This is a genomic window from Capnocytophaga cynodegmi DSM 19736 (assembly GCF_000379185.1).
Classification (GTDB): Bacteria; Bacteroidota; Bacteroidia; order Flavobacteriales; family Flavobacteriaceae; genus Capnocytophaga; species Capnocytophaga cynodegmi.
This window is the reverse complement of record NZ_KB900737.1, coordinates 73,170-93,337: the sequence shown is the minus strand read 5'-3', so window position 1 is coordinate 93,337 and position 20,168 is coordinate 73,170. Positions and strand designations below refer to the sequence as shown.

Below are 20,168 nucleotides of genomic sequence, written 5' to 3'. Positions count from 1 at the left end.
TCCATTAACCAACCAAAACTTTAAATTATGAAAACTATTATTTGAAGTTTTACAATGAGCTACCACCCTCATTGCTCTGCAAAGGTACGAATAATTTTCATAATACAATAGCTTATCTTCACTTTAACAAAAAATTATTATGTAATTGGCATTTTCAGTGGCTTTTTTGCATAGAATTAAGGAATTTAAACTACAAATTTTAACGAATATTTTCAATAAGTTATCTGTTAAAATATTAATATTTATGCACTCAAACAATAAAATAGCTTTTAAATTATTGATTTTTTAACTATTTTCCTTGTTTTTCCTCGATCCACTTTCGTGCATTTACAAAAGCCTCTAACCAAGGTGAAACCTCATCGTGTCGATTTTCGGGGTAATGTGCCCAATTCCATTGGAAAATAGAGCGTTCGATATGTGGCATCATTACTAAATGACGTCCAGTTTTATCACAAAGCATTGCCGTATTATAATCTGAACCATTAGGATTCGCAGGATAACCCTCATAGGCATATTTTGCTACAATATTATACTCATTTTCAGCCATTGGCAAGGAGAATTTTCCTTCTCCGTGCGAAATCCAAACGCCTAATGTTGTCCCTTCCAACGAAGAAAGCATCACGGAATTATTTTTCTGAACGGTTACTGAAGTAAATCCACTTTCGTGTTTTCCACTATCGTTGTGAATCATCTTTCCGTGTGTTTTGTGCTCAGGATTGATAACCTCTAATTCCATAAATAACTGACAACCATTACAAATTCCTACCGAAAGCGTATCTTCTCTTTTGAAGAAATTTTCCAAAGCCGTTTTTGCTTTTTCGTTATAGAGAAAAGCTCCTGCCCAACCTTTGGCACTTCCCAACACGTCCGAATTTGAAAATCCGCCCACAGCTCCGATGAATTGCACATCTTCCAACGTTTCTCTTCCTGAAATAAGGTCTGTCATATGTACATCTTTCACATCAAAACCTGCCAAATACATTGCATTTGCCATTTCACGTTCAGAGTTACTTCCTTTTTCACGGATTACAGCCGCTTTTGGTCGTTTCCCACTCGAAAACTTAGGTTTTTCTCCTGTAAAATGCTTCGGAAATACAAAATTTAGCGGTTGCTCCGAGTAATTTTGATATCTTTCTGTTGCTTTATCGTTTTTAGTTTGTTTTTTATCTAACAAATAAGATGTTAAAAACCAAATATCACGGAATTCTGAAATATTAAACGATAATTCTGTATCAAAATTTGTAACATTCAGAATATCAGAATTTGTTACTGTTCCAATTTTGAAAACTTCAATCCCTTCTGATTTCAGATAATTTTCTGCTTCTGTATTTGCCTGAAAAACAAGACCAATATTTTCATTAAATAATAATTTTGCTGTGTCTTCTTCTTTAAAAACTGAAAAATCAAAATCAGCTCCCAAATCATTTTCTGCAAAACACATTTCTAACAGAGTAGTGATGAGACCACCGCTTCCTATATCGTGTCCTGCTTGTATTTCACCTTGATTTACAAGATATTGAATAGCACTGAACGCCTTTTTGAAATATTCAGCATCCTTAATAGTAGGAGTTTCTTTTCCAATTTTATTTAAAATTTGAGCAAATGAAGAACCTCCTAATTTGAATTTATCTTGTGAGAGATTGATATAATAAATCGCTCCACCATTTCGCTTTAAAACAGGCTCTACTACTTTGGTAATATCCGTGCAATTCGCAACAGATGAAATGATTACCGTACCAGGAGCAATCACGTCTCCATTAGAATATTTTTGCTTCATTGAGAGTGAATCTTTTCCTGTTGGAATATTGATTCCCAATTCAATAGCAAAATCCGAACAGCCCTTTACAGCTTCGTACAGACGAGCATCTTCTCCCTTATTTTTACAAGCCCACATCCAATTAGCTGAAAGCGAGACTCCTTTAATTCCATTTTTAAGCGGAGCCCACACAATATTAGACAGAGCTTCTGCAACTGCATTTCGGCTTCCTGCCACAGGGTCAATCAATGCTGTAAGAGGCGAATGCCCTATGGTTGTCGCAATTCCCTCTTTGCCTTGATAATCAAGAGCCATAACTCCCACATTATTAAGTGGTAACTGTAAAGCCCCTACACATTGTTGCTTCGCTACACGCCCACCCACGCATCGGTCAACTTTATTAGTAAGCCAATCTTTACAAGCAACAGCTTCAAGTTGTAAAACTTGTTCTAAATATGACTTTATATTACTTTGATAGTACACTAAATCTTCATATTCTGTTTTGACAGAAGTGTCCTCCATTATGGTTTTTGGAGAACTACCAAACATATCCGACAGATGGAAATCCAAAGGTTTCGTGTTTTTCTTTTTAGAAGTTATTGAAAAACGCTTATCAGAAGTTACCTCTCCTACCTCATACATTGGGCTTCGTTCACGTTCAGCTATGGTTTTTAATTTTTCAATATGTTTGTTTCCAATAACCAATCCCATACGTTCCTGAGATTCATTTCCGATGATTTCCTTATCAGAAAGCGTTGGGTCACCTACAGGAAGTTTGTCCAAATCAATTTTCCCGCCTGTTTCTTCAATAAGCTCAGAAAGGCAATTCAGATGTCCACCTGCCCCGTGGTCGTGAATGGAAACTATCGGATTTTCATCAGCCTCTACCATTGCTCGGATGGCGTTGGCTGCTCGTTTTTGCATTTCAGGATTGGAACGCTGAATTGCATTCAGTTCAATTCCAGAACCAAACGCTCCTGTATCAGCACTTGAAACAGCAGCCCCTCCCATACCAATGCGATAATTTTCTCCACCCAAAATTACGATTTTATCTCCTTCTTTTGGCTGATGTTTTATAGCTTGTGATTTCTTTCCATATCCTACACCACCAGCTAACATAATTACCTTATCGAATCCCAACTTCTTTGCATCTTCCTCGTGTTCAAAGGTTAAGAGCGAACCTGCGATGAGTGGCTGTCCGAATTTATTTCCAAAATCAGAAGCTCCGTTCGAAGCTTTGATAAGAATATCCATCGGAGTTTGATACAACCATTTGCGTTCATCCATCGCCTTTTCCCACGGGCGATTTTCTTCCAATCGAGAATACGAAGTCATATACACTGCCGTCCCTGCAAGTGGCAATGAGCCTTGTCCTCCTGCCAAGCGGTCGCGAATTTCCCCACCAGAACCTGTCGCAGCTCCATTAAATGGTTCGACAGTTGTTGGAAAATTATGTGTTTCTGCTTTGAGCGAAATAACAGACTCAAATTTTTTAGTTTCAAAAAAGTCAGGTTTATCAGCAGTTTTGGGAGCAAATTGCTCTACCACAGGACCTTGAATGAAAGCAACATTATCTTTGTAAGCGGAAACAATTTCGTTGGGATTTGTTTCAGAAGTTTTCTTAATTAGCTTGAAAAGAGAACTTGGTTTTTCTTCTCCATCAATGATAAAAGTTCCGTTAAAAATCTTATGACGACAATGTTCCGAATTAATTTGAGAAAATCCAAAAGCTTCAGAATCAGTAAGTTTTCTACCTAATTTCTTTGATAAATTGTTAAGATATTCTACTTCCTCGACGCTTAATGATAAGCCTTCTTTTTGATTATATTCCTCAATATCATCAATTTCTAAAACAGGTTCGGGTGTAATATTTATGGTAAAAATATCTTGATACAGCCCATTGTATTTCTGAAATAACATTGGGTCAAAATCAGTAAAATCCTCCAATACTTCGCTAAATTCTTCTATACGAATAATTCCTTGGATATCCATATTTTGGGTAATTTCGACAGCGTTTGTACTCCAAGGGGTAATCATTGCTGCACGGGGTCCTACAAAAAATCCTTTAAGAACTTCCTGCTCAATTTTCTGAGCTCCACCAAAAAGCCAATTTAGTTTAGAAATGTTTTGCTCAGATAAGTTTTCGGTAGTTTGCACCGCATATAAATTCTGCTTCGGATTTTTAAAGAAATGTATCATTTGATTTATGGATTTAAACGACAAATTTATATAAAAAAAGTGAAAAAGGAAAGAGAAATTGAATGCTATAACAATGTTCAGTAATTACCATTTTACAAATGGCAAGATTTTTAGTAATCGTTATAAGATTTTATACAAAAAGGGAATATTTTTTAAAATACTCCCCTTTCTTACTATAAATTTCAAATAGAATACACTTTAGTTCAAGGCTTCAGCACCACCTACAATTTCCAAAATTTCACCTGTGATGGCTGCCTGCCGAGCCTTATTATAAGTCAACTTAAGCTGATTTTTAAGCTCGTTAGCGTTGTCTGTTGCCTTATGCATCGCCGTCATCCGAGCTCCGTGTTCTGAGGCTACCGAATCACGTAAAGCTTTGAAAATCTGTACTTTCAACGACTTTGGAATTAACTCTTTTACAATTTCTTCTTTTGAAGGCTCGTAAATGTAATCAATTGTTGTGTTCTCCTGTTTTTCTGTGACAGTTTGAATTGGTAAGAAAGTTTCTTCCATTACAATTTGAGTTGCTGCATTTTTGAAACTATTGTAAACCAGTACAATTTTATCAAACTGACCACTGGTGTATAGCTCCATCAGTTCTGAAGCTAACTCGGAAGCTCCTGCAAAATTCAGATTATCAAAGATATGTGTTTCGTGTCTGAAAACTTTATCCGTTTTCTTTAAAACATCATTTCCCTTTTTACCTATGGTATAAAACTTGACATTCAAATTTTTATATTTCTGAGCTTCAAGCTCTAATGCTTTTTTTGAAATATTGGAATTAAAAGCTCCACACAAACCTCTATTTGAAGTAATTGGAACAATTAAAACATTGGCAACCCCCTCAGGACGTTCATTGTACACATTATCACTTCCTAAAGCGGAACTCAATTGCTCCAACAATTGTTTTAGTTTATAAGCATAGGGTTTCATCGCCAAAATAGCATCTTGGGCTTTTTTGAGTTTTGCTGCCGATACCATTTTCATCGCTCCCGTAATCTGCATCGTGGAACTTACCGATGAAATCCTGCTTCGTATTTCTTTTAAATTTGCCATTTTTCTATTCTCTGAAAATGCTGTAATTTATTTTCTATTTCAATGTTTAACAGAAGTAACATCATACCGAAAAATAGGTTTTCCTCCTTCACAATCTACCGATTTAGGTCGTGCAGGAATAGAGCAATCGCTTCCTATTCCCCATTTTTGATTAAATTCTCTTTGTTTTTGTGTGTATTTCGCTACTTTCTTTAAAAACGCCTCTACATCAATGTTTTTAGGATATGCTATATATCCCATTGGACCTCCACAAGCCTTGCTTCCTATAGGAGCAAAATCCCATTGAGAACCATCTTCACAACTTTCATTTGAAACTATCCGTGTAATTTCAAGAAACAAGTTATTAATAATTTGTTCCTCTTGTTCCTGTGTAATATCTTTATTTCCCACACAAGCCAATAAAAATAATACTCCAAATCCGAAAAAACAGAAAAAACTTTTCATAACTTAAAATTTAGATTACACAAAAGAACTTCTCAATTTTTTGTCAAAATTTTACACTTTTGACAAAGAATTGAATCTTAATTTAGGATTATTTCACGTATTTCTCAGTAAGCTCCTTCGCTACTTTCTCCAAAGTTTCGGTGATTTTGTCATTGAATTGACCCGCTTTCAATTCATCTAGAACATCACGATGTTGCAAGTTCAAGAAATCCAGATATTCTTTTTCAAATTCTTTCACTTTATTTACAGGCACTTGACGCAACAAGTTTTTAGAACCTACATAGATAATCGCAATTTGATTTTCAACCGTGTATGGGTCGTTCTGGGATTGTTTTAGAATTTCTACGTTACGTTTACCTTTTTCGATAACGTTCATTGTAGCTGCGTCCAAATCCGAACCGAACTTAGCAAATGCTTCTAACTCACGGTATTGGGCTTGGTCAAGTTTCAGTGTTCCCGCAACTTTTTTCATTGATTTAATCTGAGCCGAACCTCCCACACGCGATACCGAAATACCTACGTTAATCGCTGGACGTACCCCAGAGTTAAACAAATCAGACTCCAAGAAAATCTGTCCGTCAGTAATTGAAATTACGTTCGTTGGAATATATGCCGAAACGTCACCTGCCTGAGTTTCAATGATTGGCAAAGCAGTAAGCGACCCTCCTCCTTTTACCAAATGTTTAATACTCTCTGGCAAGTCGTTCATTCCTTGTGCAATTTTGTCGTCAGCAATTACCTTAGCAGCTCTTTCCAACAAACGAGAATGCAAATAGAAAACGTCCCCGGGGTAAGCCTCACGTCCTGGTGGTCTTCTAAGCAACAATGACACCTCACGGTATGCTACCGCTTGTTTTGACAAATCATCATAAATAATCAATGCTGGACGACCTGTGTCACGGAAATACTCCCCAATAGCTGCTCCTGCAAAGGGTGCATACACCTGCATTGGTGCTGGGTCAGAAGCATTTGCAGCTACAATCGTGGTATAAGCCAACGCTCCGTGATCTTCCAATGTTTTGGTAATAGCAGCCACTGTCGAAGCTTTTTGTCCGATAGCTACATATATACAATATACAGGTTTTCCTGCATCGTAAAATTCTTTTTGATTCAAAATGGTATCGATACAAACCGTAGTTTTCCCTGTTTGGCGGTCACCAATAACCAACTCACGCTGTCCTCTTCCGATAGGAATCATCGCATCCACCGATTTGATACCTGTTTGCAATGGCTCATTTACTGGCTGACGGAAGATAACCCCAGGTGCTTTACGCTCCAAAGGCATTTCGTACAATTGCCCTGTGATTGGTCCTTTTCCATCTATTGGATTTCCAAGCGTGTCCACTACACGACCTACAATGCCATCACCTACCTTAATAGAAGCGATAAGCCCAGTTCTTTTCACTGTATCGCCTTCTTTAATATCTGTTGAAGGACCTAATAAAGTAATACCAACGTTGTCCTCCTCAAGGTTTAATACAATTCCTTTCAGTCCGTTATCAAACTTTACCAACTCTCCATATTGTGCATTTGACAATCCGAAGATTCTGGCAATACCATCTCCTACTTGCAACACCGTACCTACCTCTTCCAAAGAAGCAGTTGCATCAAAATTAGCTAATTGTTCTTTTAAAATTGCTGAAATTTCAGCGGCTTTAATTTCTGCCATTTCTTAAAGTTATATCTTTTAATAGTAAAAAATCATTTTTAGTGATACAATCACAGAATAAAACTAAACAAATAATTTCTCTTGAAAATCTTGTTTTAGTTTGTTTAATTTGTAAGCGACACTTGCATTGTATTGAATGTCCCCAATACGAAGAATAAATCCTCCAATAATACTTTCATCTACCTTGTTTTCGATAGTGATATTTGCGTTTTGCGTCAGACTCTCAATTTTACGAAGCACCTCTACTCTCATATTATCAGTAAGAGGAATTGCTGTTGTTACAATTGCTGTTTGATTATTCTTATACTCATTATACTGAACTACAAACTTTTGAGCAATTTGATTCAAAATAGGCAAACGTCTATTCTCTATCAACAACTTGAACAATCTGTGTACTTCAGGAGAAATATCTACAAAAACTTTCTCCAAAACGTTTTTCTTTACAATAGTCTTCACAATAGGCGAATCCAAAAGGTTACCTAACTCCTTATTTGAACTTATCGTACTGTGAATCAACTCCATATCCTGAAAAACCCTCTCAACAGAATTCTGCTGTAAGGCATATTCCAGAAGTGCTTTCGCATACCTGTTAGCTGCTCTAAATCCGTACATAACCCATTAATTTAAAGTAGCTCCTTTTAAATACTCATCAATCAGGGCTGTTTGCTTTTTCTCGTCAGAAAGCTCAGCTTTCATTACTTTTTCAGCAATTTCAATAGATAGAGAGGCCACTTGGCTCTTCAGTTGAGCTACAGCTACTTTCTTCTCAGCTTCAATAGTTTGCTTAGCCTGTTCGATTAATTTTTGTCCCTCTCTATGAGCTTCGTCTTTTGCCTCAGAGACAATTTTATCTTTCAATTCCTTTGCTTCTTTAAGCATTGCATCTCTTTCGGCACGTGCCTCAGCCAATAAGCGTTCGTTATCAGCTTTCAAGTTAGCCATTTGTTTTCGTGCCTCTTCTGCAGCATCTAATGCATTATTAATAGAATCCTCACGTTGCTTCACTGCAGAAAGAATTGGTTTCCAAGCAAATTTTGACAACAAGAAGAGCAAAATGATAAAAATCAAAGTTGCCCAAAACAAAAGACTTTCAGGATGTGTAAAGTTCATTATAAAAATATATTTATTTAGTAATTAGATTTCTTTTTTACATAAAAATCACCTTGCAACCAACCGTTGCAAGATGATTTTCAATTTTAACTACTTTGCGATTAATGCAACTACCACAGCAAAAAGGGCAACACCCTCGATAAGAGCGGCAGCAATAATCATAGCTGTTTGAATTTTTGAAGCTGCTTCTGGCTGACGAGCAATACCTTCCATAGCAGCTGCTCCAATTTTACCAATACCAAAACCTGCTGCCAAAGCTGCAATAGCAGCCCCAATTCCTCCTAAAGCTAAAGTCATAATAAAAAAATTAAGTGTTAATAAAAAATATAATATAAAATTATTTTCCGAAAATTAGTGATGTTCTTCCTCAACTGCCTGACCTATAAATAAAGCTGACAACAAAGTGAACACATAAGCCTGTAAAACCGCTACCAATAACTCTAAAACATTAATAAATAACGCAAACGCAACAGATACAGGTGACACCGCGAGTGTCTTGAATATAAAAATCAAAGATACTAAACTCAAGATAATGATGTGTCCTGCCGTGATATTAGCAAACAAACGCACCATTAAGGCGAATGGCTTTGTAAACATTCCCAAAATTTCAACAGGAATCATTATAGGTAGTAACCAAAATGGAACACCTGGCGTAGCAAAAATATGTTTCCAGTAATTCTTATTGCTACTGAACAATGTCACTAAAAATGTCACAACAGCTAAAAAGCCAGTAAACAAGATATCATTTGTCAATGTTCCAGCGAATGGGAAAAATGGAATTAATCCGAAAAGATTTCCAAACCAAATAAGGAAGAAAATAGTAAGCAAATATGGCATATACCTAGCATAATTCTTCTCTCCTATCTGTGGGATGGCAATATCGTCACGCACAAAAAGAACTATAGGTTCCAGAAAAGCAGTAATTCCTTTCGGAGCTCTTTGATTTTTTCTGTAAGACCTTGCCATAGGAACAAAAACTGCCAACAACAACAACGAAACAATAATTAGCGAAAGTACGTTTTTCGTAATTGAAAAATTCCACGGACGACTATTAGTTACGTGACCTGTTCCATCAAAATTAAGCGTTCCGTCAGCATTTGTATAAAAAATCTCCTCGTGAAAACGAGCAAACTTCATTCCGTTACGTTCTACCACCACTTTACCTTCATTGTCGTGATGAAATTCACTTGACATAAAAGTCACCAAACCATTTTCCGTCCAGAGAATCACTGGAAGTGGCAATGAAACAGAGGATTCTCCTTCTCCATAAATGTGAAATTCGTGCGAATCGCCAATATGGTGCATAATCATTCCCACAGGGTCAAAAGTTTCTCCTTCCTTTGTTTCGGCAGAAAAAACTTGAAAAGGTAAAAAAAGTAATAAAGATAAAATGAAATGTTGAATTATGTTCCTAGTTATCATTATAGTTTTATAAAAATGCGATACAATATTTTTCTTAATTCGGCAAATTTACATTTTCAAATGGAATTAAGAAAATTTTTAGAATATTTTTTTAAATCTAAATTACTTTTTTTTATAACACACTGATTATAAATGTTTTTCAAGCCATTCTTAGAATCATTTTTTTCAAGATTTCTATACCAAACGCAGAAAACCTCATTAACCACTTACCTAAAAAAACAAAACCACCTCATTAACCAATTAGAAAAGGAAAGCAACTTTTCCGAAATGTTAAAATTTATATTTTATTTGTTTTTGATTATTTTTAGATATAGACTTGTAATCTAATCTTTTACAAGAAATTCGTGAATATTAATTAAAACCCCAAATTTATGAAAAGAAAAATTCTATCTTTCGTTTTAGCAACAGGGATTTTCGTTTCTTGTCAACAAGAAGAAAGTATCACATCTTTTACAAATGAAACTACCACTACGGTACTACCTACCGAAACAAGTGAAACTGTAAACTCAGATGCGTTGGCACTAGTTGCCCTGACAGGACAGACACACATTTCGGCAAAAGAAGCACAAGAAACCGCCTTGTTTACCGCCACCCAAATGCGTGAAGTAGAAGGTATTGTCACCAAATCACCTTTGCAAATTGCATCAACAGAAGTGGTTACAGCAGACTCACGTAAGCCTTATGTGCCTACTAAATCAAGTGAGCAAGAACAAGCTGATGTGTACGTGATTAATTTTACTAACAATCAAGGTTATGTGGTTACTTCTGCCGACAGACGCGTTCCAGGTGTGCTTGTCTACAACTCACACGGCACGTTGGGCAATGCACCAAAAAATCCTGGTCAGGCAATTCTTTTTGAATACATTGAAGACTACATAAACCAAGAACGTGAAATTTTTGAGAAAAATAAAGAAAACTTAAAAGCCCAAGCCGAAGAACTTATCTTTAAACAACTTCCAAAGGAAAAACAAGAGAAACTTGTTGAACAAGGGTATTTCGACAAAAACGGCAAACGCATAAAAACAAAATCCTCTTCGGAAGGAATGAATTTCAATTCTCACGAAGAATACAGAGAATGGTTTTGTTCTGTTTATGGGGTTGATATAGCTTTTACAAGCTGGCATCCGCAGATGAATGATTATAGGAGGGAATTAGAAAATGGATATAACAAATATGGAGAGTGGAGAATTGTAAAGAAAGTTTCTCCCTTGCTAAAAACTCTTTGGGGACAAGGTGGAGAATACGACAATATGGTTTCTTTAAAATGTGGTATAAATGAGCAAGCTCCAGTTGGTTGTGTAGCTACCGCTGTAGGGCAACTGATGGCGTACCATAAAAAACCAGCTGTTTTCAAAGGACGAACAATGCACTGGAATGAAATGACAAAGATAGATAGCGGAGATATGTTTTCTAATATTTATAGTTTCGGAGTTAGCAACAATCCTACCGCGAAGGAAGATATACAATATTTATTGGCAAAATTAGGAGATGGGGATCTGTTAGATATGAACTACGGTTGTGATGGCAGTGGAGCATCTACTAATAACGCCGAAGATACTTTTAAAAAGTTAGGATATACAAATGTCTATCAAGTGTCTTATGACGGAAGAAAGGTGGTTAATGAAATCACAAATAACAGACCCATTTACATAGATGGATGTGCACAGAAAATCAACCATCGGTTTTTAGGTATCCGATATAACACAACCTATGAAAGTTGCCACGCTTGGGTAATTGATGGCTACGTTGAAATGGTACAGCCTATTACAACTTTTAGAGTAATGAGTTGCTATAATGACGCACTCACTTCCTATGAAACAACCTCAAGGAATACGCTTGAACTTGTCCATCAGAATTTTGGATGGGGAGGAAGTTTGTTAGGTAATGCGACAAGAATAGCGGGATATGACGGCTCTGGTTGGTATCGCCTTGATGTTTTTAATTCAAGAACTGGCAGAAAAAATGCTTCTAACACTTACAAATCTGACTCACAAGGAAATTATAAATACCATAATGACATATTAATTAACATAAAATAAATTGACAAAATGAAACATTTTTTACTCCTAATAACATCATTGTGTGCCTTTGCAAATTGTGTTAGAGAAGACAGCATAAATTGTGAAAATCAGCCACCAGGATTGGCAATTATCATTGTAAAAAATAATGTGGAACGACGTGATTTATTTCCTAATGATATGCAAGAATATAAAAAAGAGGCTGTTTTACATAAACTATCTGAAAATAAAATAGTTAAAATTCAAGATTTAAACGTTTATAACGGAAATGTTTTTGTTGTACCAGAAGATTTAAAAACATTTTATACGGGCAATTTAGACACTTTTTATGTAAAATATCAACAAAAAACCGATACCTTACAAGTACGAGGAAATTACTACAAAACAGAAAGATGCGGTGATCGATCTGCCTTGATTGAACTTTATTTTAATGGCAAAAAAATAGAGCAAAATAAAGTTACCATAGAGACACACACTTATAGAATAGACGTTAATCAAGAATAAAACCAACAATTACAGCTTTTTACAGCTTTATGAGTAATTAAGGACGTACATTTTGTTCATTAAATAATATCGCCATGAAAAATTTTTTACTTCTATTGTTTATTGTTACAACACTATTGGGTTGTGAAGATAGAGGGCAGGATTGTTATCCCCCTCCTCCTGTGCTTAGTTTACTTATTAATAAGGAATCAGAAATTTACAAAGAATTTGTAGATCCAGTAGGAAATCTCAACAAAGATAATGTTAAAATATATAAAGAGGATAAAATCTATCCCTTTATATTTGATAATACTTACAGAAAAGACTATTTAATAATACGCATTAATTTGAATTTTGAGAATGACGTTTATACAGGAAAAACCGAAACACTTTATCTACAAAATCCTGTAAAAACATATAAAATAGAGGTAAACTGATATATGCAAAGCGAGGGTTGTGGCCCCGTTGCACATACAAATGAAATCCGTGTTGATGGCGTTAAAATTGAAGGCAATTATTTAGCAAAATAATACACTCTGGCAGTAAACAAATTACTGCCAAAGTTCTTAAACCAAGCCCTATGCGTTTTTATATTTCACTTGCCCTAACCTTCTTGTTTTCTTGCCAAAAAGAAAATTTAACAAAGGAACAACATCAAAACCAAGAAATTACACTGGTGTATATGATTGCTGATAATGACCTTGCTCCCTACGCCTTAAAAGACATCAATGAGATGGAAAAAGCTTTCACTCCCAACGGAAAAGACAAGTGGTTGGTTTATATCGACACGTATGCTTCAGTGGGACTACCGCAACATCCTGTACTTTTAGAAATTACACCTGACTCCTCTGATGAGATAAAATCAAAAATTATCTACTCCTATCCTGAACAGAATTCTGCCGATAAGCACATTTTTCAAAACGTTTTGAAAGATGCTTTTTCAGTGTATCAAGGCGTAAACCGCCCCAAAGGGTTAATTTTATGGTCACACGGAAATACGTGGCTTCCAAGTGATTACTACATTGAAAACAACCGAAAAACAGCAAAAAATAGCACAACACCTTTCTTCAAATCATTCGGAAAAGACAATGTGCCTACTGATTCGGCTATGGAAATCGCAGAACTTGCTGAAAGTTTACAACCATATCATTTTGATTACATTTTGTTCGATGCGTGTTTTATGGCTTCTGTTGAAGTGCTATATGAACTGCGTTACTCGGCAGACTTTTTCATCGCCTCACCTGCCGAAATTTTAGCTGAGGGTTTTCCTTACGAGCGAATTGTTCCACAACTCAATAGCTTAGAACTTGAAAAAGTCGTTGAAACCTATTACGAACATTATGCTTCACAAAGGGGAGCCTATCAGTCTGCTACCAACGCTGATTGATAGTCGTTTTTTGGAACATTTGGCTCAAATTTGTAGAAGAATAGTTGCTGATATGAAAGAATTCACTAAATTGCAACTTTCTTATTTACAGCAATATAGTCGAAATAACGAAAAGTTATTATTCGACCTAAAACAAATTTTGGACACTCAATCTAATGCTATTTCCGAAATAAACGACTGCTGGAAAAAGCTCTGCAAAACGGAAAAGCACACCGCCAAAATGGCTAATTTATCACTTGATAATTGCAACGGAATCAGTACGTATTTGTTTAACCAAAATACATCATTAAATGAAATTTACAAAAAATCATCTTGGTACAAAACCACTAATTTGGCTTCTTTTTTTGGCTATTAGTTCGTTCTGGGGCATTTTTTCTTGTTCAAAAACAACTTATGAACCCGAAAAATACGAAATTAAAGTACATAATAATTATTTCGAGAATGTTTCGGTTTCTATTGATAGGTATTTTTTGGAAAATCTGCCCAAAGAAACTATCTCAAATACTTTTTTTCTTCCAAAAGGAACATATCTTGTTACTTGTATATCACAATCTCGCTTAAAGATGGAAAGTTCAATCACTTTGCAAGGCAACCAAGAACGAATAATTATTGAAATTAGTCCGAAAGGAGTTATTATTATACAAAAAGCAAAATAGCTTTATGCTTCAAACCTTCCTATTTCTCTGCTTCCAAAGCTTTTGTTTTGAGAGGATTTTCCAATAATAATTCGTATTCAAGTCGATTTCTAAAAATATCTATCGCCATAAACACAGCCTGACGAAAAGAATTAGCATCAGCAATTCCTTTACCAGCAATTTCGTAAGCCGTTCCGTGATCAGGAGAAGTACGTACTTTACTAAGCCCAGCGGTATAATTCCCTCCATTTCCGAAAGATAGGGTTTTGAAAGGAATTAAACCTTGATCGTGATAAGGTGCTATCACTGCATCGTAATTGAGGTAATTCTGTGTAGCGAAAAAGCTATCCGCAGAAAATGGTCCAAAAACTAAAACACCTTCCTCAAATAATTTTCTTAATGCAGGACGGATAACCTCATCATCTTCAGAACCAATCACTCCCCCATCACCACAGTGCGGATTAAGCCCCAAAACAGCAATTTTAGGACGTTGCAAACAAAAATCTTTCTTCAAAGATTCATTCATCAATCGTATTTTGCTGAAAATAAGCTCTTCAGTAATATGTAAACTTACATCTTTCAGTGGAACGTGGTCAGTAAAAAGCCCCACTCGGAGTTCTTCACTCACCATAAACATCAAACTTTGTCCCTCAAGCTCCTTAGCCAAATAATCTGTATGCCCTGGAAAGTTAAATTCCTCTGACTGAATATTATTCTTATTGATGGGAGCCGTAACAAGCACGTCAATTTCTCCAGATTTAAGTGCTTCTGTAGCTTTTTTAAGAGAAATAAAAGCATATTTCCCTCCTTCTTCCGTTACTTTTCCAAAAGTTACATTCGGCGATTCTTTCCAGCAATTCAATACATTAAGTTTTCCCGATATAGCATTTTCAATTTTCTCAATTCCTTGAAAATTTGTATTTATATCGAAATATTTACGTTGATAGGAAACCGTTTTGTTTGAAGCAAAAATGATTGGTGTACACAACTCCAACATTTTTGAATCTTCAAAAGTTTTGAGAATTATTTCCAAACCCACTCCATTCATATCACCGATGGAGATTCCTACTTTTATCAAATTATCTTTCATAAAAAACACATTTTATCACATCTTTCTTAATTAATAATCAAAATATTGCGTAGAAAAATGTAGAATAAATAACACAAAAAGGCACTATATTCCGCGTATTTTATATATTTGTGGAATACAAGGGAACAAAAATACAAAAAAATCCTAATTTTAAAAGGTTTAGAAACTTCAAATAAACAAAATTTTCTAACATATGGAAACATATCGCAGTAACGGAAAACTTTTACTTACAGGTGAGTATGCTGTTTTAGATGGTGCTTTAAGCCTCGCCTTGCCCACAAAACAAGGACAGACATTAAATATCACTTCACAAACAAATGGATTTACTTGGAGAAGTTACGACATTCATAACAAAATTTGGTTCGAAGCTCAAAACTTAGAAATAAACAACCCCGAATTTGCTCCAATTGCCAACACCCTAAAGAAAATCTTGAGCGTTGCTAGTGAAATGAATCCTTCTTTTACAGAAAAAATGAATAACTGCTTGGTTGAAACACATCTGGAATTTGAGCGAGATTGGGGATTGGGTTCTTCTTCAACACTGATTAACAATATCGCTCAGTGGGCAGACGTTTGTCCGTTCGAGCTGTTATTCAGAAGTTTCGGAGGTAGCGGATACGATATCGCTTGTGCTAAGCATAATACTCCCATTTTATACAAATTGGAATCAGGAAAACCCAAAACTTATCCCATAAACTTCAATCTTCCTTTTAATGATAAGCTATTTTTCATCCACTTAAACAGAAAACAAAATAGCAAAGAAGGTATTGCACACTACAAGATTATCAAAAAAGGAAAAGCCAAACTTTGTTCACAACTTACTGAAATTACTGAAGAACTTTTACGTTTTCCTTCTGAAAAAGATTTTTGTTCTCTATTAGAACAACACGAAGAAATTTTAGCCAATTTTCTCGACATTCCAACAATTAAAAGCCTAGAATTTCCCTATTTCAAAGGAACTATAAAAAGCTTGGGAGCTTGGGGAGGTGATTTTGTTCTGGCAGTAGGCGAAGCATCATACGTAAAGGAATACTTTTCAGCTAAGGGCTTCTCAACAATTATCCCATACAATGAAATGATTTTAACTTCATAAAAAAATCCAGCCCGATTATTTTAATCGAACTGGATTTTATTTTTTACAAAGTTACGTTAACTACTAGTTATCGTTCAAAGCAGCTTTAACTTTTGATGTAGGAAGGAAAATTTGGAAACCAATTACAAATCCTAAATCCCCTTGACCACTTGTATTTCCTCCACCAACAACAGAATTGAATTTAAGAGCAGCATCCAAACTTACATTACGAGTGATGAAATATGCATAACCAGCACCTACACCTAAATCAACACCATTTGTTGTACTTCCTGAGCTTGAATTTCTTCCTCCAAAACCAAAGCTTCCTTCAGCAAAGAAACGTCCGTTTTTCAACAAATTCACATAGTCTTTACCTACATAGTAACGACCAAAAGCACCCAAATTCCAGTTTGTTTGTGTATCACTTGAACCTTTCGCTTTGAAAACTCCCAAACCTAGAAGCCCTCCTACGGCAAAATTGTCAGCTACGAAATATCCCGCTTGAGGATAAAGATTGATATTCAACCCATTAGTGAATTTCATATCAGCAACCTGACCTCCTACCATCCAGTTTCCTTTTTGGATTTGTGCATTTATGTTACTAAAAACAACTGCTCCTAAAACTAGAGCAACACCTAAAATAAATTTCTTCATTTGTTAATAATTTTAATTGTTTACATTGGCAAAGATATACATTTTTTTGAAAAAACCAAAATTTATTCAAAAAAATACGCTTTTTAGTTAACTTCTTTCATATAATATTTATCAAATGATATTTTTTATTCAGTAAATTCTTTCATCAATCTTTACAGAATATTTTCATATTTTTGTGGAGTCTAAGAATGTATAAAATAAGAAATGATGAAGTGGTATTTACTAGCCCTATTGCTTTTTTTACTCTTAGTAAATTCGGTTGTCTTTGCACAAGAGGACCATCTTCCTTTTATCTCTCCCGTACATAATTTCTCACAGAAAGAATATAATGCAGGAACACAAAACTGGGGAATTTCCCAAGATAAATATGGAATCATATATATAGCTAACAATCAAGGACTTTTAACCTTTGACGGCAACTTATGGGAATTACATTTATTACCGAATAAAAGAATCGTTCGGTCAGTTTTTATAGATGATAATCGGATTTATGTAGGGTCATTCGAAGAATTTGGATATTTTCAAAGAAGTGAAAAAAATGAACTGATTTACAAATCTTTAAAAAACAAAATCCCCAATTATGAGTTTCAAAATGATGAAATATGGCGAATCTTTAAACACCAAAACAACATTTATTTTCAAACATTTTCTTCATATTTTGTTTTTGATGGGCAAAATGTAAAAAATTTCAATCCCAAACCCGCCCCTTTTGGGTTATATTCTTCTGAAAAAAACGTCTATATGCAAGGAATTGACGATGATTTTTACCAACTGACCAACAAGAATGAATTAATTCCTATAATAAGACGAACTTCTATCAATAACGACCTGATAATTAATACTATTCCGCATAAAGAAAACCTCATTTTAGTTACTATCCAAAGTGGTTTATTCATTTATAATTTAGAAAATAAAACTATCGAACCTTTCAAAACAGACTTCGATTCAAAATTAAAAAAAAGTTCACTAAACAGAGCTTTAAAAACTGATAACTCACTAATTTTAGGAAGTTTAAATGACGGAGTTTTTGCCATAGATATTGAAAATGGTAAAGGATTGTGGCACATGAACAAATCGAACGGACTTCAGAACAACACGATTTTAGGTTTGTTTGAAGATAAACAGAAGAATATCTGGATTGCTTTAGATAATGGAATTTCATATATAGATACTCAATCCAAGCTATCTTATTTCAATTTGAAATCGGATATTGATTTGGTGGAAGATATGACCTCCTTTCAGGGAAATTTCTATATGGCTTCAAACAAAGGCATTTACTTCATTAAGGATAACGAAGTAAAAAAAATACCCAATTTTGACGAACAAGTTTGGTTTGTAAAAAATATTGACAATCAACTTTTTATAGGACACAACAAAGGAAGTGCGAACATTACAAACAACACAATACAACCTATTGAAAATGTTGGAGTTGGAGGTACTGACCTAAAAAAAGGAATCATACACGGAAAGGAAGTTTTGATTGGGTCTTCCTACACTTTTCTTTCAGTTTACAAAAAAAATCCTGAAGGAAAATGGCTTTTTTCTCATAACATTGAAGATTTCTCAGACCTCATACAAAGCATCGAAATAGATTATGCTGGTAACATTTGGGCAAACCACACATACAAAGGAATTTATAAAATTGAATTAAACGAAGACCTGACGAAAATAAAAAGCAAAAAACTTTATAAAAATCTGGGAAATAATAAAAACCATCAAACACTTAAATTACTAAAATTCAGAGGAAAACCCATTTTTACAGATACACAACAATTTTACCAATACAACGAGGAAAGCCAAGAAATGATTCCTTATAATTCGTTAAACGAAAATCTACCAAATTTAACAAAAACTCAAAAAATAATCCCCATAAACGACAATCTTTTTTGGTTTATCACAAATAAAAATTATTTTTTAGTTTCTTACAAATCAACACATTATAAAATAGAAGACAAAATTAGCTTTAAAAATATTATAAATCCTTCCAATGAAGAACGAGCAACTATTTTTATAAATAAGCAAGGTGAATCTTTTTTTTGCCTGAATGAAAGTATTGCAAAGTATTCATCAAAAAACACAAAAATGAACTATCCTTACAAACTATCCCTAAAATCTTTAAGCAATTACAACAGAAAATCTGATGACTTTTCTTTGGAAAACATTGGTGAGAATTTATCTATTGATTATCAAAGGAATAATCTAATTTTCGATTTTCAATTTCCAAATTTCTCAAAAGAAACTCTAAAATTAGTGTATCGATTGGAAAATTATGACAAACGATGGAACTTAGCCACCCCAAACTTTACCATTGATTATCAAAATCTCCCACAAGGAGAATACGTTTTAAACGCCAAAATTATAAATGAATTGGGAAATGATATAAGTCATCTAAAAGTTCCCTTCAAAATCACAACGCCTTGGTATAAATCTGTTTTGGCTTTCATTATCTATTTTTGCCTAAGTATAGGACTCATCGTTTATATAATTTTTCTGTATTTCAAATTCAAATTGAGGAAACGAGAGCGACTATTTATAAGAGAAAAAGCAAAAAAAGAACAGATTTTAAAACAGCAAGAACAAGAAATAACTCAACTACGCAATGAAAAATTAGAAGCCGAGCTAATACATAAGAGTAAAATTATTGCTGGAACTACAATGATGAACATCAAGCACGACAACTTTCTGGAGAATCTGATTGTGGATTTGAATGAATTTATGAAAAAACATAAGATTTCTCCATCACAAAGCCGTCCTATTATGCAACATATCCGTGAAAATATTTCCACTGAAGGTAATTGGCAAATATTTCAAGAAAATTTCGATATGATTCACAAAAATTTCTTCAAAAACCTGAAGAAAAAATATCCGAATTTAACTTCATCAGATTTAAAACTTTGCGTACTAATACGTTTAAATTATTCCACGAAGGAAATAGCTGCCATACAAGGAATTTCAATACGAGGAATAGAAACAGCTCGTTATCGTCTGCGTAAAAAGTTAAATTTGTCGGAAGAAGATAGCTTAACTAATTTTCTTATTACTTTTGAATAATTAAAACTAATATCCTTTCAGCTTCTTCAAATAAATTATTGTAAATCATAAAATTAAATAAAAATGTAGTACTTTTGACGTAATACAAAAAAAGAAGACTTTCAAATGAAGTAGTTAAAAAG

Annotated in this window: 18 protein-coding genes; 8 read left to right on the top strand and 10 right to left on the bottom strand. The window is 34.5% G+C overall.

Annotation, left to right across the window (positions count from 1 at the left end; all coding sequences use genetic code 11):
• Positions 1–289: 289 nt before the first annotated feature.
• From purL to atpB, 8 genes are all read right to left on the bottom strand, one after another.
• A complete protein-coding gene (purL, locus tag YW9_RS0110955; RefSeq protein ID WP_018280218.1) occupies positions 290–3,955 on the bottom strand; it encodes a phosphoribosylformylglycinamidine synthase in 3,666 nt (1,221 codons plus the stop codon).
• Between the two features lie 198 nt (positions 3,956–4,153).
• On the bottom strand, positions 4,154–5,011 hold the full coding sequence (gene atpG / locus YW9_RS0110945) for an ATP synthase F1 subunit gamma (RefSeq protein WP_018280216.1): 858 nt from the start codon (positions 5,009–5,011) through the stop codon (positions 4,154–4,156).
• Positions 5,012–5,050: 39 nt separating this feature from the next.
• The gene (locus YW9_RS12835) at positions 5,051–5,455 is read right to left on the bottom strand and encodes a hypothetical protein (RefSeq protein ID WP_018280215.1); all 405 of its coding nucleotides are present in this window, start codon (positions 5,453–5,455) and stop codon (positions 5,051–5,053) included.
• An 88-nt stretch (positions 5,456–5,543) separates the two neighbouring features.
• Positions 5,544–7,124, bottom strand: a complete 1,581-nt coding sequence (atpA, locus tag YW9_RS0110935; protein WP_018280214.1) for a F0F1 ATP synthase subunit alpha — start codon at positions 7,122–7,124, stop codon at positions 5,544–5,546.
• Positions 7,125–7,187: 63 nt separating this feature from the next.
• Entirely contained in the window at positions 7,188–7,736 is a 549-nt protein-coding gene (gene atpH, locus YW9_RS0110930; RefSeq protein WP_018280213.1) for an ATP synthase F1 subunit delta, read from the bottom strand.
• Between the two features lie 6 nt (positions 7,737–7,742).
• Positions 7,743–8,234 (bottom strand): F0F1 ATP synthase subunit B, encoded by a 492-nt coding sequence (locus YW9_RS0110925; protein ID WP_018280212.1) that lies wholly within the window; start codon positions 8,232–8,234, stop codon positions 7,743–7,745.
• 90 nt (positions 8,235–8,324) lie between these two features.
• Positions 8,325–8,531 carry an ATP synthase F0 subunit C gene (atpE, locus tag YW9_RS0110920; protein ID WP_018280211.1) on the bottom strand — a complete coding sequence of 69 codons (207 nt, stop codon included), beginning with the start codon at positions 8,529–8,531 and terminating at the stop codon, positions 8,325–8,327.
• Positions 8,532–8,585: 54 nt separating this feature from the next.
• Positions 8,586–9,656: a F0F1 ATP synthase subunit A gene (gene atpB / locus YW9_RS0110915; protein ID WP_018280210.1), complete on the bottom strand. Its 1,071-nt coding sequence runs from the start codon at positions 9,654–9,656 to the stop codon at positions 8,586–8,588.
• Between the two features lie 371 nt (positions 9,657–10,027).
• On the opposite strand from atpB, the gene YW9_RS0110910 reads away from it, so the two are divergent.
• The 6 genes from YW9_RS0110910 to YW9_RS0110890 all read left to right on the top strand — a co-directional run bounded on the left by YW9_RS0110910 (position 10,028) and on the right by YW9_RS0110890 (position 14,200).
• On the top strand, positions 10,028–11,695 hold the full coding sequence (locus YW9_RS0110910; RefSeq protein ID WP_018280209.1) for a C10 family peptidase: 1,668 nt from the start codon (positions 10,028–10,030) through the stop codon (positions 11,693–11,695).
• Positions 11,696–11,704: 9 nt separating this feature from the next.
• Positions 11,705–12,178 (top strand): hypothetical protein, encoded by a 474-nt coding sequence (locus YW9_RS0110905; RefSeq protein ID WP_026193996.1) that lies wholly within the window; start codon positions 11,705–11,707, stop codon positions 12,176–12,178.
• A 74-nt stretch (positions 12,179–12,252) separates the two neighbouring features.
• The gene (locus tag YW9_RS12830) at positions 12,253–12,594 is read left to right on the top strand and encodes a hypothetical protein (RefSeq protein ID WP_018280207.1); all 342 of its coding nucleotides are present in this window, start codon (positions 12,253–12,255) and stop codon (positions 12,592–12,594) included.
• 143 nt (positions 12,595–12,737) lie between these two features.
• Positions 12,738–13,544 (top strand): clostripain-related cysteine peptidase, encoded by an 807-nt coding sequence (locus YW9_RS12825; RefSeq protein WP_018280206.1) that lies wholly within the window; start codon positions 12,738–12,740, stop codon positions 13,542–13,544.
• A complete protein-coding gene (locus tag YW9_RS13720) occupies positions 13,498–13,899 on the top strand; it encodes a hypothetical protein (RefSeq protein ID WP_231555495.1) in 402 nt (133 codons plus the stop codon). Before YW9_RS12825 ends, YW9_RS13720 begins: the two co-directional genes overlap by 47 nt.
• Positions 13,889–14,200, top strand: a complete 312-nt coding sequence (locus YW9_RS0110890; protein WP_018280204.1) for a hypothetical protein — start codon at positions 13,889–13,891, stop codon at positions 14,198–14,200. The genes YW9_RS13720 and YW9_RS0110890 overlap by 11 nt, the downstream gene beginning before the upstream one ends.
• A gap of 19 nt (positions 14,201–14,219) precedes the next feature.
• On the opposite strand, the gene pdxA is transcribed toward YW9_RS0110890, so the two are convergent.
• Positions 14,220–15,269 (bottom strand): 4-hydroxythreonine-4-phosphate dehydrogenase PdxA, encoded by a 1,050-nt coding sequence (gene pdxA, locus YW9_RS0110885; RefSeq protein WP_018280203.1) that lies wholly within the window; start codon positions 15,267–15,269, stop codon positions 14,220–14,222.
• 193 nt (positions 15,270–15,462) lie between these two features.
• On the opposite strand from pdxA, the gene YW9_RS0110880 reads away from it, so the two are divergent.
• Complete coding sequence (locus tag YW9_RS0110880) at positions 15,463–16,362, top strand: GYDIA family GHMP kinase (protein ID WP_018280202.1); 900 nt, start codon at positions 15,463–15,465, stop codon at positions 16,360–16,362.
• Between the two features lie 63 nt (positions 16,363–16,425).
• On the opposite strand, the gene YW9_RS0110875 is transcribed toward YW9_RS0110880, so the two are convergent.
• Positions 16,426–16,995, bottom strand: coding sequence for a hypothetical protein (locus tag YW9_RS0110875; protein ID WP_018280201.1), 570 nt, complete (start codon positions 16,993–16,995; stop codon positions 16,426–16,428).
• Between the two features lie 204 nt (positions 16,996–17,199).
• Between YW9_RS0110875 and YW9_RS0110870 the strand changes: the two genes are divergently transcribed.
• Positions 17,200–20,046, top strand: a complete 2,847-nt coding sequence (locus YW9_RS0110870; protein ID WP_231555647.1) for a helix-turn-helix and ligand-binding sensor domain-containing protein — start codon at positions 17,200–17,202, stop codon at positions 20,044–20,046.
• Positions 20,047–20,168 lie beyond the last annotated feature (122 nt).